Source organism: Paeniglutamicibacter sp. NPDC012692, assembly GCF_042901625.1.
GTDB lineage: Bacteria > Actinomycetota > Actinomycetes > Actinomycetales > Micrococcaceae > Paeniglutamicibacter.
Genome location: NZ_JBIBDE010000003.1, coordinates 186,719 through 201,168, shown reverse-complemented (window position 1 = coordinate 201,168; position 14,450 = coordinate 186,719). Strand labels below are relative to the sequence as shown.

Here is a 14,450-nt window from a genome sequence, read left to right as displayed (position 1 = left end):
AGCTACTTTCGGCATCAATGATAAATGGCATACGCGCGGCCGTACATCTCGATGTCGTCTGAAATTGGGTGTTTTTACGGGCACACCAGGGTTCCGCCGCGGAACGACAAAGGCCGGCCGCCGGGACCCACCCCAACGACCGACCCCTGAAGTTCGATTTCCTAGAGGCGCCGGTTCTCGAGCACCGGAAGGAACTCGCGCACCTCGTCGATGCGGCGGCGCGTGACCTCGGTGGTCACCAGTCCCTCGGCGTCGTCATCCAGGAAAACGACGGGCACGCCCATCGGATCCAGGATCGCCGAGTGCCCGATGGTGTGGCTGGAACTGGTTCCCGCGGCGGCGACCCACACGGTGTTTTCGATGGCACGGGCCTTGAGCAGGGTTTCCCAGTGCTCGATCTTGTGCTCGCCCTTGAACCAGGCGGCCGCCACCAGCAGGACGTCGGCCCCGTTGACCGCCAGGCGTCGGGACAGCTCCGGGAAGCGCAGGTCGTAACAGGTCAGGACACCGACCTTGAGTCCGCCGATCTCAAAGATCGGCAGCGCTTCCACCGGACCGGCGGTGATGGCCGTGGACTCCTGGTAGGAGAAGGCGTCGTAAAGGTGGATCTTGCGGTAGGTCCCCAGGATCCGGCCGTCCTCGGCGACGGCGGCCAGGGTGTTGTAGGGGCGTTCATCGCCGCTTTCCTCGTAGCCTCCGGCCACGATGGCGATCTTGTGCTCGGCGGCGATGAAGGAAAGCTGCTGCACGAACGCGGTCCAGTGCCCGGCGATGGCTTTGTCCAGGCCGCCTTCGACCTTGGACACGGCAAGCATTGCCTCCTCGGGGAACAGCACCAGGCCCGCGCCCTCGTCCTTGGCCCGCGCGGCGAGCCGCGCCATGGTCCCCAAATTCTCGGTGATTGACCCCGTGGGCGCAAACTGTCCGACACTCACCTTCATGACGATTCCCTTCGTTGCCAACGTTCTGGATTCCAGCCTAGCGATGATCGTCCATTTGGTGGATTCGCGATCGGCCATGTCAGCCGTACCGTATGGAATGTGACGACAAAACGCGAGAACAAGTGGTTGGCGCTGGTGGTTTTGGCCGGCGCATTGGCAATGATCGTGCTCGATGGAACGATCGTCGGGGTTTCGCTGCCCAGCATGATCCAGGCCCTCGGCATGGACCTGGCATCGGCCCAATGGGTCAATTCGCTCTACTCGGTGGTGCTCGCCGCATTGCTGATGACGGCGGGGCGCCTCGGAGACCGGGTCGGCCGGCGCAGGCTGCTGGCCATCGGAGTGGCCATCTTCGTGGCCGGCAGCCTCGCCGCGGCCCTCGCCACCGACGCGACGACGCTCATCGCCGCCCGCGCCCTGCAGGGTGTCGGCGGGGCCGCGGTCCTGCCCTCGACGCTCTCCAGCGTCAATTCCATCTTCCGCGGCAAGGAACGTGCGGCCGCCTTCGGCGTGTGGGGAGCCGTCATGTCCGGCGCCGCTGCCCTGGGCCCGCTGTTGGGCGGCGCATTCACCACGTACCTGGACTGGCGCTGGATCTTCTGGGTGAACCTGCCGCTGGGGCTGTTGGTCCTCGTGGGGATCTGGCGCGTCGTCCCCGAAACCACCACCGGGCACCGCGAGCACGGGACGGACGTCGGCGGCGTCCTGCTCAGCGCGCTCGGGTTCGGGCTGTTGGTCTTTGTCCTGATCGAGGGGCCGAGCTGGGGCTGGCTGGTGCCGCGGACAGCCGTCGACCTGGGCCCGTTGCACTGGGGCGCGGATGCCCCGGTCTCGCCGATTCCGATCCTCGGGGCGGTCGCCGTGGTCGCGCTGGTTGCCTTCATCCGGTGGGAGTCGCGGCGCGCCCGGCAGCTCAAGAGCACGCTGCTGGATGTCTCGCTTTTCTCCCACGCGACGTTTTCCTGGGGCAACGCCACGGCCACGATGGTGGCCATGGGCGAGTTCGGGCTGCTGCTGGTGCTGCCGCTGTACCTGATCAACGTGCTGGACACCGATGCCATGGGCGCCGGGCTCATCCTGGCCGGCATGGCCGCCGGAGCCTTCCTGTCCGGGGCCATGGCCAGGCACCTGGCGGCTTCCATGGGCGCCGACCGGGTGGTGGTCCTGGGGCTGGGGCTGGAGATCGCGGGCGTCGCGGGTCTGGCCTGGGTCATCGGCGCCGGGGCCCCGATGCTCCCGCTGGTCCTGCTTCTGGTGGTCTACGGCTTGGGACTGGGACTGGCCTCGGCGCAGCTGACCAGCACGGTCCTGCGCGACATCCCGCCGGAGGCCTCAGGACAGGGCTCGGCAACGCAAAGCACCCTGCGCCAGCTTGGGTCCGGGTTCGGCACGGCCATCGCCGGCAGCGTGTTGGCCGTGGCGACAACCCACGCGGCCACCGTCTCCCTCTCAGCCCTGGACCTTCCGGGGCTCGACGCGGCGGTCTGGGCCCGGCGGCTCAGCGATTCCGCGGGCGGCCTCATTCCGCAGGTGCTGCACGGCAACGCGGGGGCGGCCTTCGGTGAGCATAAGGAGCAGGTCGCCGGGGCCCTGGGCGATGCCTTCACCAGTGGCGTCCAGGCGGCCATGGTTGCCGCGGTGGTCTGCCTGGCCATCGGATGGATCGGCTCGCTTCAGGTCAGCCGTGCGGCACGGGCCGTCCCGATCCCGGAGGAAGCTCGGGCGCTGGCGCCCGAACGGGATGCCGGACGGGGCTAGAACCCCGGAACACGCAGCGAGGGCGTGGCCCGCGCCGGAGAGCGGTTGCTCATCCAGGCCCGTGCCACGCCCTCGCGTGTGCGGTTATTGCTAGTCGTTGATCAGATCGTGGCGGACGATGGTCTGCTCGCGATCCGGCCCAACACCGATGGCGGAGAAACGGGTCCCGCTCATTGCTTCAAGCGCCAGCACGTAGTTGCGTGCATTTTCCGGAAGGTCTTCCATGGTACGTGCCGTGGAAATGTCCTCGGTCCAGCCGGGGAAGTACTCGAAGATCGGCTTCGCGTGGTGGAAGTCGGTCTGCGTCATCGGCATTTCGTCGTGGCGCACGCCGTCGACCTCGTAGGCCACGCACACCGGGATCTTCTCGATGTTGGTGAGCACGTCGAGCTTGGTGACGAAGTAGTCGGTGAAGCCGTTCACGCGCGAGGCGTGGCGGGCCAACACGGCGTCGTACCAGCCGCAGCGGCGCGGACGGCCGGTGTTGACACCGAATTCGCCGCCGGTCTTCTGCAGGTACATGCCCATGTCGTCAAAGAGCTCGGTCGGGAACGGGCCTGCGCCCACGCGGGTGGTGTAGGCCTTGATGATGCCCACGGAACGCGTGATGCGGGTCGGGCCGATGCCCGAGCCCACCGACGCGCCGCCGGCGGTCGGGTTCGACGAGGTGACGAACGGGTAGGTGCCGTGGTCGACGTCCAGGAACGTGGCCTGGCCGCCCTCCATGAGCACCACCTTGCCGGCATCCAGCGCGTTGTTCAGTTCCAGCGTGGCGTCGATGACCATCGGGCGCAGGCGCTCGGCGAAGGACAGGAAGTACTCGACGATCTCGTCGACCTCGACGCCGCGGCGGTTGTAGACCTTGACCAGCAGCTGGTTCTTCTGGAGCAGCGAGCCCTCGACCTTCTGGCGCAGGATGGACTCGTCAAAGACGTCCTGCACGCGGATGCCCAGGCGTCCGATCTTGTCCATGTAGGCCGGGCCGATGCCGCGACCGGTGGTGCCGATGGCACGCTTGCCCAGGAAGCGTTCGGTGACCTTGTCCATGGTCTGGTGGTACGGGGCCACCAGGTGTGCGTTTGCGGAAACACGCAGCTTTGAGGTGTCGGCCCCGCGGGCCTGCAGTCCCTCAATTTCCTCGAAGAGAGCCTCGAGGTTTACAACGCAGCCGTTTCCGATAATCGGGATGGCGTTTGGCGAAAGAATGCCGGCGGGCAGGAGCTTGAGCTCATACTTTTCACCGCCGACGACGACCGTATGGCCGGCGTTGTTGCCACCGTTTGGCTTCACAACGTAGTCAACCTGGCCACCCAAAAGGTCTGTGGCCTTACCCTTGCCCTCGTCGCCCCACTGGGCTCCGACGATCACGATTGCTGGCATGGGATCCTCCCCCTTGCTCGATTCAGCGCGGCCGGCACATAATGCCGGGTCCCGGCGGTGCCGGGCGCAGAAATGCCCCTCGCTCTTCCACTGTCCACGCATGGATCAGGAAGAACAGTAAGGGGCTCTTACGTCACGAGTTTACCCGAAGAACGAACGTCGAGTGGATTTATGGCGGCTAGGAGTCGGTTTCAGGCTCGCTCGCCGCAGATAATGCGGCCTGGGCCAGCTGCTCCCATCGTTCCATCGAACTTTCGGGAACCGCCACCCAATCACGGAACGGCCGACCCTGGCCCGAGGGGTCAAAAAGCTCCGCACCGGGGCACTCCATCCCCTGCGACATGGCTTTGCTGTCGCGGCCGACCTTGAACGCCATCCGGTCCTCTTGCAGGCATGCGATGGCCTTGGACTCGAACTTCAAGGCGTCCTTGCCGAACATCTTTCCCGGCGTCACCCCTTCGCCGAGCAGGGTGCGGGCAATCCGCTGGTACTCGGCCATGGCCTCGGGTGTTGGAAATTGCATACTCATGACCCCATCAAACCCCGCTTTGGTCGTTTCGTCGAGGGATCAAGACCGCGTCTTTTCCTCGGCGGTGTTTTGCCATGGGTTTTCCCTAGGCATCAGGTGAGGCAGTGCGTGCCCTGCGCTTCTCCCGCAGCCACCAAAACGGCAGCAGGAACGTTCCCAGTGCACTGATCAGCCAAACCAACAGCGTGCCCAGGACCCATGTTCTCGTGCCCGACAGTGTCAAGCCTCCCGGGAAAAGCTGGGCGATGAAAAGCGCCAATGCCGTGGCGATCAACCCGACCCCGCCCAGGAATGCCGAGGCGTAGCGTCTGGCCATGGTCGCCACGAAGGGCGCGATGACAGACTGCACCACCGTGAAAACCAAGACCGCAACGATGAAGCCGGAAGCATGAATGTTGAACCCGTCCAGGATCCAGCTCGTCACCAGCAGGCCCAGGGCCGACGAGACTATGAAAATGGCCAGTCGAATCAGGAAACGAATCATGGATCCGAGTGTACGGCCAGCACTGTGACTTGGGGCGGTACAGCGGAAACAAGTTATTTCCGATGCCGCCCTAGACTGGATCCCATGGCCCTGACCCGTGAACAACTCATCGACACCGCAGTGGACGTGCTTTCCAAGTTCGGCCTGGCCGACCTCTCGATGCGCAGGCTCGCCCGGGAACTCGAGGTGCAGGTCGGGGCCCTGTACTGGCACGTGAAATCCAAGCAGGAGCTGCTGGTGGATGTGGCGGCGAAATTGCTCGGGTCCGTGCCGCAGCCGGCGACCCCGGTTCCGGCGATGGCGCCGTTGGCCATCGCCTCGTTGCTGCAGCAATTGCGCACCGCGTTGATCACGGTTCCGGACTCGGCCGAGGTGATCCAGCTGGCGCAGTCCATGCGCCCGGATGCGTTGGCCCCGCTGGCCTGGCTGTTGGAGTTTCTGCAGCTGGTCGGGATCCCCCGGGAGCAGGCGCTGTTCGCCAGGCACCTGCTGCTCAACCACCTCCTCGGCTCCATCGCCGCGCACCAGGAGTCCCAGGCACTGGCCGGAACGCCGGAGGTGGAGGGAAACACCGTGGAGCTGGGCCCGGAGGCCTTCGAGTACGGTGTCCGCGTGATCCTGCAGGGGCTTTCCCTCGAGCACGCTGCGGCGGCCGGGGCCTAATCCCCCAGACGGCCCCCTGAGGCTTCCAGGTAGCAGGCCCCGCACAGCGACTCGTACCAAACGTCGTCCCCGTCGATCGCCACCTGGTCCCCGTCGAAGATGATCTTGTCGCCGACCCTGCGCGTGTTGAACACGGCCTTGCGCCCGCAGCGGCAGATGGTCTTGAGCTCTTCGAGCGAATGCGCGATTTCCAGCAGGCGCCGCGAGCCGGGAAACGCATGGGTGCGGAAGTCCGAGCGTATGCCGTAGGCAAGCACCGGGACGTTGTCGATGACCGCGATGCGGAACAGGTCATCGACCTGGCTTGCCGTCAGGAACTGCGCCTCGTCGACCAGCAGGCAGGCCACCGGCGGGGCGTCGACGTGCTGCAGGATCGCGTCGGGGTCGTCCCCCGCGGCGTGGGCGGCGAAAAGCCCGCGCACATCGGCCTCCGGCGGGATCAGGAAATCGACGTCCCTGTCCATGCCCAGACGCGAAACGATGCCGGAATCGCCCTTGGTGTCGATGCCCGGCTTGGCCAGCAGCACCCGCTGGCCGCGCTCCTCGTAGTTGAACGCGGTCTGCAACAAGCCGGTCGACTTCCCCGAATTCATTGCACCATAGCGGAAATACAGCTTCGCCACATCGTTCCTTTCGTGTTGGGCATCGTGCACGATTCTATGCGCTGGCGCCCGCACCGGCTTCACGGCAACTGCCTGCGGGCACGGCAATACCCGGTGCCGGGGAAGCCCACTCAAGGACTTTCCCAACACCGGGCATCGCCGGATCCAGCCGGCCGAGGGTCTGCCGTGCGCTACGCCGGGTCGCCCACGGGCAGCGACTCGGGGGCCTCTTCCTCGTCGGCTTCTTCGGCCCCGTCGGCGGGGACCATGCGCTTGCGCATCACGAAGTAGAGCACCGCGACGACCAGGGCGAAGGGAACCCCGAAGATCAACGTCATGGTGAATTCCTTGGTGAACAGGGTGGTGATGAGCAGGGCCGCCATCAGCAGGGCGCCAACCAGCGAGCCCAGCGGGTAGAACGGCAGCTTGTACTTCAGCTTTTCGCCGCTGCGCTGGTGGGCGCGGCGGAAGAACAGGTGCGTCACGAAGATCAGCATCCAGGTGGCCATGGCGCCGAACATCGACAGCGCCATCATCACGGTGAACCCTGTTTCCGGGTTGGCCGCGTAGATCAGGGTGGCGATGGCGATTCCGCCGGCGGAAAGCAGCAGCGCGTTGACCGGGGCGCCGTTCTTGCGGACCTTGCCGAAGATGCGCGGGGCCTGCCCACCGCGGGAGAGCGAGAACATCATGCGGGTGGAGATGTAGAGCTGGGAGTTCATGGCGGACAGTGCCGCGATGATGACCACGAAGTTCAGGATGGAGTCGGCGTACGGGATGCCGATGACCTGCATGACCGTGACGAACGGGCTGCCGCCCTCGAGGATCTTGCTCACCGGGGCGATCGCCAGGATCAGCGACAGGGTCAGGATGTAGAAGAGGAAGAGTCGCACCAGGGTGACCTTGAAGGCCTTCTTGACAGCGACCTCGGGGTCCTTGGCCTCGCCGGCCGCCACGGCGATCATCTCGATGCTCAGGTAGGAGAAGATCGCCAGGATGACCGCGAACCAGACGCCCTTGGCGCCTCCCATGAAGAAGCCGCCCTCTGCCTGGTAGTTGTGGAACCCGAAGTCCGGGTTGGATCCGCCGAATACCAGCACCGCCGCGACGAGGATGAACGCGACGATGGCGAAGACCTTGGTGGCGGAGAACCAGTACTCGAGGGTGCCGAAGGCCTTGACGTTGAACATGTTCACGCCGATGAGCAGTGCCGAGAAGCCCAGGACCCAGACGATCGGGGGAACCCCCGGGAACCACATTTGCATGTAGTCGCCGACGGCGGTGACCTCTGTGCCGACGGCCAGCACGATGCAGGACCAGTACAGGTACTTGATCATGAACCCGGCGAAGGGGTTGATGTAGTGCTCGGCGAAGGCGCCGAAGGATCCCGTGGTCGCGTGGGCGACCGTCATTTCGGACAGGGCTCCCATCAGCAGCACGGCAATGAGACCGCCGATGGCGTAGCTGATGATGACGCTCGGGCCCGCGAAGGAGATGGCGAACTTGCTGCCCAGGAAGAGGCCCGTGCCGATGGCCCCGCCCAGGGCGATCATGCTCAATTGCCGGGATGTCAGCTGCCGGGACAGGCCGGCTTCTCTTTTTTTGATGCTATCCAGTGACGAACTCATGAGTGACCTCGGATGGTGGGAGTGAGTATTGCAGAAAGGTTTTTGGGTATGGCGATTCCTGTGGATGGCCGCCGGGTGTTCCCGGCGGCCATCCATTGGGTTGTTGTTGAGCGGCCTAGCGAGTCCTAGGTGACGGCGTTGCGGGACTTGTAGGCAGGGACATCCCAGGCCCGCGTTTCAAGAATGTCGCGCAGGATTTCCACCGCGTCCCAGATGTCGGTGTAGGACAGGTAGAGCGGGGTGATGCCGAAGCGCAGGACCTCCGGCTCGCGGTAGTCGCCGATGACGCCGCGGCCGATCAGCGCCTGGATGATCGCGTAGCCCTCGGGGTGGCGGAAGCTGACGTGGCTGCCGCGTTCCGCGTGGTTTTCCGGGGTGATCAGTTCCAGGCCGAATTCGCCGCAGCGTTCCCGGACCAGCTCAATGAAGAGGTCGGTGAGCGCCAGTGACTTCGCACGCACCTGGTCCATGTCGGCCTCGAGCGAGACATCGAGCCCGCATTCGACCATGGCCATGGAGGTGATCGGCTGGGTTCCGCAGAGGAAGCGGCGCACGTCGTTGGCGGCCGTGTAGCTGTCGGCCATCTCGAACGGTGCGGCGTGGGACCACCAACCGGTCAGCGGCTGCCAGAAGCGCCCCTGGTGGCGGGCATTGACCCAGATAAAGGCAGGGGAACCCGGGCCGCCGTTGAGGTACTTGTAGGTGCAGCCCACGGCGTAGTCGGCGTTGGCACCGTTCAGGTCCACCGGAACAGCGCCGGCCGCGTGCGCGAGGTCCCAGATGACCAAGGCCCCAGCGGCGTGGGCCGCGGCGGTCACCTCGTTCATGTTCCACATGGCACCGGTTCGGTAGTTCACGTGCGAAAGCGCCAAGACGGCGACCGAATCGTCGAGGGCCTCTGCCAGACTGAGGTTTTCGTCGATCAGGCGGACTTCATAGTGTTCGCCGGTTTCGGCCTTGACCGAGTTCAGGAAATCGCTGATGCCCTCGGCAATGTAGATGTCGGTCGGGAAGTTGTCGCGTTCGGTGAGGATGACGCGGCGTCCCGGGGCATCCTGCTGCTGGATGCGCACGGCGGAAGCAAGTGCCTTGAAGAGGTTCAGGCTCGTGGTGTCGGTGACGACGGTTTCGCCGTCGTTGCCGCCAATGAGCTTCGAGACCTTGTCGCCCAATCGGGACGGCAGATCGAACCAACCGGCGGTGTTCCAGGAGCGGATCAGCCCGTGCGCCCATTCGTTGTTGATGACATCGGCTGCGCGCTCGGCTGCGCCCAGCGGGAGCGGGCCCAGTGAGTTGCCGTCAAGGTAGATCAACCCCTCGGGCAGCGAGAATCGCTCGCGGAAACGGGCCAGGCTGTCCTTGTTGTCGGCCGCCTGCAAGCTTGCACGGTCGGTTCGAAGGGTGGGGGTGCTCATGGAATTTGTTGCCTTTCTTGACGTATCGAGAGAGCGTGAAGCAATCCGCAAACCCTCAATGCCTGATGGCCAATCATAGAATTATTCATCGAGCGGTTGGTAGTCTAGTGAATAAATGCTCAGATTCTGAGGAGAATTTCGTGCTCAATTCGGGAAGCATCAAGAACCACCACCGGCAACAGAATACGGTTCGGCTCGACGACGCCGATCTGATCATCCTTCAAGAGCTCAGCAAGGATGCCCGGACCCCCAACAACCTGCTGGCCTCCCGGGCGGGGATCGCTGCGTCGACGTGCTTGGGTCGCGTCCGGGCACTACAGGACGCTGGTGTCATTCGAGGCTTCCACGCGGACATCGACCCCCGGCTACTGGGATTGCAGATAACAGCAATGGTGTCGGTCATGGTTCGTCCCGACGCGCGGAACGAAATGCTGGAATCCGCCAGGGTCCTGCAGGCACTTCCGGAGGTGCAGGACGTCTTTGTTCTGGGCGGAACGCCAGACATCCTTGTCCACGTCATCTGCCAGTCGGTTGAAGCCTTGCGGGATTTCGTGGCGCAGCACCTAGGCGCCAAGGCGGCGTTCGCCTCAACTCAAACGAATCTGGTTTTCGAGCACCTGTCCCCCGCAGGGTGACGGCGTCGCAACCGAACCAGAGCGCCTCGGCTTAGGGCGCGGCCTCCGCGTAGATTCGCAGCGCCTTCAGGGTTCCGGATTCCGAATCGGCAATCGCTGCGAGTAGCTCGCCGACCTCATCCTCGAGTTCGGCCGCGGCGTCAACACTCACCAAGAGTCGAACCGTAGTTTGCCCCGGTCCTTCCGAAAGCTCGTAGCTGTAAAGAACTCTGATGTCCCCGCTGCCAGTCGCCAGCGTGATGGATTGCCCATCCTGCAACTCGGTGATGACGAGCTGGCGTTCATGCTCCCCGGAGCGGTAATCAAGTACCGTCCCAGGGGTCGTTGTGAGCTGTTCAGCCTCCATCGAGTCAACACCGGGCATCCATTTCGGTGCGGCCACCCAATCCGTGAGCAAGAACCAGACCCGTGTGACGGGAACGTGAATCGACTCCTGAACATCCAAAGCCTGAAAACGTGTCATGGCCGAATCGTGCCACGAAGCGACCGGGAATGAAACGCTTAGGGGAAACGAGAATTCGGCCTCAGGCACACGCGATGGATCAGTCGACAGGATCCATCGTCAACGATTCATTCTGCTTGTCAATTAGGACCAACCCAGCTGGCTTTACGGACGAACAATCGCCACGGTTTGTGCCACTAGCGATCTAATCACCATCGAAACCCGCGAGGTATCCACGAAAGCCTCGCCTTCCATAGATTCCGATGGGCAAACGCCCGCAAATCATTGAGTAAGGAATAGTACTTTTCGGTCTCTTCCGCATCCGGGGACCCATCAGGCTTTTGCACGTAGCTGACGAGAAGCCCGTCAGCATGCGCGGTGAATGAATCCAACATGGCCTTGCAAATTTTGTACAGGTGCTCCTGCGTAACACCGTCCTCCAGCTTACGCGTGGCTTCCTCGCAAATCTGTGCAATTTGCCGTTGATGCATTCCGTCGACGTACTGCGCAAACCCGCGCATCTGCCGGGCCGTGTTCTCGAACGAATTGCTGCCTACTTGATCGGCCATTTTGCTGTTGTCTCGCCTTGCTTCCGCGACTCAGGTACGTAAATTTGCAGGCAAACAGGCAACGGCACCAGCAACAATGCCCCGCGGCCGGTCCCTCTCCGTCGGGTGAGCGCCGCAACCCCCTGCATTCAGCACCGATTCGCCCACGGCGGTCTCGCTACCGGGCAACGACCGGCGTCAGCCTGACGTTTCTTCAGTGGAAACCGCGAAAGAACCGAGAAATTCCTTTTCCACGAAGATTCGAGCGGGCGAACTTTCGAAGATCGTGAATGAGACTGAAGTATCTCTCATTGGCGGGTTCATCGGGAGAACCATCAAGGTTAGTTAAATATCGGTCACTGATACTCATTGGACCTGCTCTGAGTGACACCAACACTTCTGCAGAAATCTCCCTCAACCGGTCAAGAGTGGCGCCGTCATCAAGCTCGCGCGCAAAATCCTCGTAGGCTGCGGCAGCCTCTGGCAGTCCTACCTGATAAAGCTGGTTCGCAAACGAGAGCATCTTGGAGGAAATATCCTCTGGTAAATTTCTTTCTACTTGAGGTGTCATTAGTCCAGTATCACTACTCTATGCGGAACGGATTTCATGCGGACAACGTCCTCCAGTCAGCAATCGTCGGCGAGCTAAACCACGTCAACTGCGGGTCCGCTAGGCCCTTCCGATGGAAGTAGTGCGCAGCAATCAACGCTTTCTCCAGCGTCGCAGTCTCCCAGGACGCATGCGACATGACCATGTGCCCGATCTTCACGTCGGCTTGCCCGGGATCGCTTCCCGGAGAAGTCAGCATGCTCCACTGGTCTTCCTTCGAGGATTCGGCCGAGAAGCAAACGACCAGCGCGCCCTCCGCATTTCCGGCGACAGTCAAACAGGCCTCACCGCGCGTTGCACTCACCAGCGTGCGCCTGTCACCGTCCAACGACCGAATCTTGGCAGCCAGGGCTGCCTCCGAGAACCCGCCCTCGCGGAAGGTCTTCCGGCCCACGCGCCACTCCAAGGAATCGCTCCCTTCTTGACCGGAGAGCTTCGACGCCGGTGCTCCACGCCCCTGACGCCGATCCCACTCAGAGCGCAGCATCGAACCTAAAACCCACCCAACAAACGTGCAGAGGAACCACGTTAGAAAGACCGGGGAAAAATTGGGCACGAACCTGGAAATGACATAAGGTGCCAGAAGAAGCGCTGCAAACAATGTAAACGGCGCCCCGAAAGCGATGAATGCCAAGATCGCTGCAAGGAATATAGAGCCAAGAACGGTTCCAAACAGAAGCATCATGTCCTGTTGGCCGCCAACAAGGGGCCCGACGATTGCGATGGCAAGCACAATCGGAACGAGTATGCACCTCGCGATAACATCCGACCGGCTCAATGGCGGATATTTCCATGCCTTTTCCTGCTTATTCGCTACCAAAAGAACTCCAACTTAGATCTAGTCCCGCACCCATTTACCGTCGCCGGAAGCGACAAAGCCCACGATTGCGGTGGTTTTCAGTTGGTCGATACGCCGCGCGTGCCCGCAATTCGTCGAACAACCCCCGAAGCAGAACCGATGAGCTAAATGACGTCCTCAACGAACAGCGACTGCCACTTGTACAGGCCCCCGTCGTACTCCCTGAGAACCGTTCGCTTGAGTTCACCCTGAAACTCTGGTCCCAAGAGCGGCTCAATGAGTTCCGGGCTGTTGTTCACGCGCTTCGTCCACTCTGGCCGCTGCTGCCCCGGAGGAGTGCATTCGACCTCCATGAACCGATGCTCGTCGCCTTGCAGCCCAGTAAGCCAACGCTGACGGATCTTCGGCAAGTTAAGGGTATGCGCCCACGCCCACGCATGATCGTCTTCTGGGATCCGCTCATAGACGGCTTCCAGAACGTTGGCGTCAATGCCATGCAGGCTACCCAGACGCTCGAGGGTAAACGCATGCCTCCGAGGCACCGCGACCTCCTCAAGACAAACCGTTCGGGCCAATGAATCCAACGCGGAACGGGGGTCCCCGCACCGATCAACGAATAAACATGAACCAGCGAGTCCCCGGCAACTATCTCCCGAAACCATTCGGCAAGCCACTGGACATCCAGCAGGGCACGCCGGGCCTCGGCGCCCTCGACCGGCCAGTACTGCCCATCGTCATCTGGCGTGGATGCCACCCACCCGCCAACTCGCGAACCTTCGCCACTTCTGGCCCAGCGCGCCCGATCAGCGCGTGCGACAAGTCGGCGGGCCTCCCGGGCATCCATTCGCGGCTCGTTCGTCAGCAAAACCGATGGCCATGACGTTTCGCTCATCAACCGGATCGGGCTCTGATCACGCACACGGAACGCCGGAATCATCGCTCCGGCGGGAGTGGCCTCCACTTCGTAGATACGCCCCCTCAGTATGTTGGAGGGACCATTGTTGACCCGACGAACCCTGTATCGGGGAACCGCTTCACGGGACGACGGCGTTTTCTCAGGCAATCCGATCATGACATGGTCCTAAGGTCGACGCTGGGTTGGAATTCTTGAAGAGTCGACGGGTATCTCCCAATTTCCAGGTGCTCAAGTTGGTAGAACGCGTGGCACAGCCTCGCCGGACCCCGCCAACTTCAACTCATCTGGCTCAGGACGGCAGGGGACGCCGGTCAAAGACCTCAGGGGACGTTAGCCACGTGAACTTCGGGTCGGCTCCCCCTGTCGCCGCAAAATGCCGTGCAGCAGCCACCGCAGACGCTGCGTCCGTGCACTCCTCAAATGAAAACGATCCCTTGAGATCGCCGATCACGACATCCGACCGGCCGGAATCCGTCCCTGGCGTCGTCAAGAAACTCCACAGGTCTTCACTCCTCGTGTCCGGGGAAAAATAGACAACCATTGCGCCGCGGGCATCGCCGCAGAAATCCATCCGCGCAGTGCCTCGCAACGCGCTGACCACGGACTGCTTGGAACCGTCGAGGGCACCGATCCGCTGTTCAAGGGTGGCTGCGGTTCCGGCGCCCTCCTCGAATTGCTTGCGGCCTACCTGCCACTGGACACGCAGCCCCAACCCGTCCGCGCTTGGCTGGGCACCGGTTCCCTTGCGGTCTGTGAGATAGCGGAAGTGGGCGCCAACAATCGAGCCTGCTATGGAGCTGAGCAACAATGTCGGCAGCCCAGCCACGAGTTCGTTCCGGCTGGAAGCCAGCAAACCCACCGCAGCCAGGAATCCCAACACCAAGACCGCCCGCGCAGCATTCGGAGGCAGGACGAAGAACGTGACGGTTCCGAAGACGAGCCCCACGCCAACTGCTGCCAAGGCAATGGGCAAGACTCCGGGCCCCGCGGTTCCCAACGTCAGCGCAACGGCAGCCACGGGGCCAAGCACAGCGACACCCCATTGGACCATGTCTGCACCCTTTGCGTAGCGGGGCTTTTGTGAAGCTTTCCCGGCCATT

16 protein-coding genes are annotated in these 14,450 nt (G+C 62.9%); 3 read left to right on the top strand and 13 right to left on the bottom strand.

Annotation, left to right across the window (positions count from 1 at the left end):
• Nucleotides 1–161 precede the first annotated feature (161 nt).
• Complete coding sequence (locus ACFY5D_RS12990; RefSeq protein WP_387530262.1) at nt 162–941, bottom strand: carbon-nitrogen hydrolase family protein; 780 nt, start codon at nt 939–941, stop codon at nt 162–164.
• Nucleotides 942–1,040: 99 nt separating this feature from the next.
• On the opposite strand from ACFY5D_RS12990, the gene ACFY5D_RS12985 reads away from it, so the two are divergent.
• A complete protein-coding gene (locus ACFY5D_RS12985; RefSeq protein WP_387530259.1) occupies nt 1,041–2,699 on the top strand; it encodes an MFS transporter in 1,659 nt (552 codons plus the stop codon).
• 90 nt (nt 2,700–2,789) lie between these two features.
• On the opposite strand, the gene ACFY5D_RS12980 is transcribed toward ACFY5D_RS12985, so the two are convergent.
• The 3 genes from ACFY5D_RS12980 to ACFY5D_RS12970 all read right to left on the bottom strand — a co-directional run bounded on the left by ACFY5D_RS12980 (nt 2,790) and on the right by ACFY5D_RS12970 (nt 5,092).
• The gene (locus ACFY5D_RS12980) at nt 2,790–4,079 is read right to left on the bottom strand and encodes an adenylosuccinate synthase (protein WP_387530257.1); all 1,290 of its coding nucleotides are present in this window, start codon (nt 4,077–4,079) and stop codon (nt 2,790–2,792) included.
• 178 nt (nt 4,080–4,257) lie between these two features.
• Nucleotides 4,258–4,578, bottom strand: coding sequence for a hypothetical protein (locus ACFY5D_RS12975; protein ID WP_387530254.1), 321 nt, complete (start codon nt 4,576–4,578; stop codon nt 4,258–4,260).
• 115 nt (nt 4,579–4,693) lie between these two features.
• Nucleotides 4,694–5,092 carry a phage holin family protein gene (locus ACFY5D_RS12970; protein WP_387530252.1) on the bottom strand — a complete coding sequence of 133 codons (399 nt, stop codon included), beginning with the start codon at nt 5,090–5,092 and terminating at the stop codon, nt 4,694–4,696.
• 84 nt (nt 5,093–5,176) lie between these two features.
• Here ACFY5D_RS12970 and ACFY5D_RS12965 point away from each other — a divergent pair, with 84 nt between their 5' ends.
• Complete coding sequence (locus tag ACFY5D_RS12965; RefSeq protein WP_387530249.1) at nt 5,177–5,755, top strand: TetR family transcriptional regulator; 579 nt, start codon at nt 5,177–5,179, stop codon at nt 5,753–5,755.
• Here the strand turns inward: ACFY5D_RS12965 and ACFY5D_RS12960 are convergent.
• The 3 genes from ACFY5D_RS12960 to kynU form a co-directional block, all read right to left on the bottom strand.
• Nucleotides 5,752–6,378 carry a thymidine kinase gene (locus ACFY5D_RS12960; RefSeq protein ID WP_387530246.1) on the bottom strand — a complete coding sequence of 209 codons (627 nt, stop codon included), beginning with the start codon at nt 6,376–6,378 and terminating at the stop codon, nt 5,752–5,754. The two genes, ACFY5D_RS12965 and ACFY5D_RS12960, sit on opposite strands and share 4 nt — an antisense overlap.
• Nucleotides 6,379–6,548: 170 nt before the next feature.
• On the bottom strand, nt 6,549–7,910 hold the full coding sequence (locus tag ACFY5D_RS12955; RefSeq protein ID WP_387531035.1) for an amino acid permease: 1,362 nt from the start codon (nt 7,908–7,910) through the stop codon (nt 6,549–6,551).
• A gap of 200 nt (nt 7,911–8,110) precedes the next feature.
• Nucleotides 8,111–9,400 (bottom strand): kynureninase, encoded by a 1,290-nt coding sequence (gene kynU / locus ACFY5D_RS12950; protein WP_387530243.1) that lies wholly within the window; start codon nt 9,398–9,400, stop codon nt 8,111–8,113.
• Between the two features lie 140 nt (nt 9,401–9,540).
• Here kynU and ACFY5D_RS12945 point away from each other — a divergent pair, with 140 nt between their 5' ends.
• The gene (locus ACFY5D_RS12945) at nt 9,541–10,035 is read left to right on the top strand and encodes an Lrp/AsnC family transcriptional regulator (protein ID WP_387530240.1); all 495 of its coding nucleotides are present in this window, start codon (nt 9,541–9,543) and stop codon (nt 10,033–10,035) included.
• Between the two features lie 31 nt (nt 10,036–10,066).
• Here ACFY5D_RS12945 and ACFY5D_RS12940 read toward each other — a convergent pair whose 3' ends face one another.
• The 6 genes from ACFY5D_RS12940 to ACFY5D_RS12915 form a co-directional block, all read right to left on the bottom strand.
• Entirely contained in the window at nt 10,067–10,498 is a 432-nt protein-coding gene (locus ACFY5D_RS12940; protein ID WP_387530238.1) for an SRPBCC family protein, read from the bottom strand.
• Nucleotides 10,499–10,686: 188 nt separating this feature from the next.
• Nucleotides 10,687–11,046 (bottom strand): hypothetical protein, encoded by a 360-nt coding sequence (locus ACFY5D_RS12935; RefSeq protein WP_387530235.1) that lies wholly within the window; start codon nt 11,044–11,046, stop codon nt 10,687–10,689.
• Nucleotides 11,047–11,239: 193 nt separating this feature from the next.
• Nucleotides 11,240–11,596 (bottom strand): hypothetical protein, encoded by a 357-nt coding sequence (locus ACFY5D_RS12930; protein WP_387530232.1) that lies wholly within the window; start codon nt 11,594–11,596, stop codon nt 11,240–11,242.
• Nucleotides 11,597–11,630: 34 nt separating this feature from the next.
• Nucleotides 11,631–12,368, bottom strand: a complete 738-nt coding sequence (locus ACFY5D_RS12925; RefSeq protein ID WP_387530229.1) for a hypothetical protein — start codon at nt 12,366–12,368, stop codon at nt 11,631–11,633.
• 230 nt (nt 12,369–12,598) lie between these two features.
• Entirely contained in the window at nt 12,599–12,976 is a 378-nt protein-coding gene (locus tag ACFY5D_RS12920) for a hypothetical protein (protein WP_387530226.1), read from the bottom strand.
• Between the two features lie 663 nt (nt 12,977–13,639).
• Entirely contained in the window at nt 13,640–14,401 is a 762-nt protein-coding gene (locus tag ACFY5D_RS12915) for a hypothetical protein (protein WP_387530225.1), read from the bottom strand.
• Between the last annotated feature and the right edge of the window lie 49 nt (nt 14,402–14,450).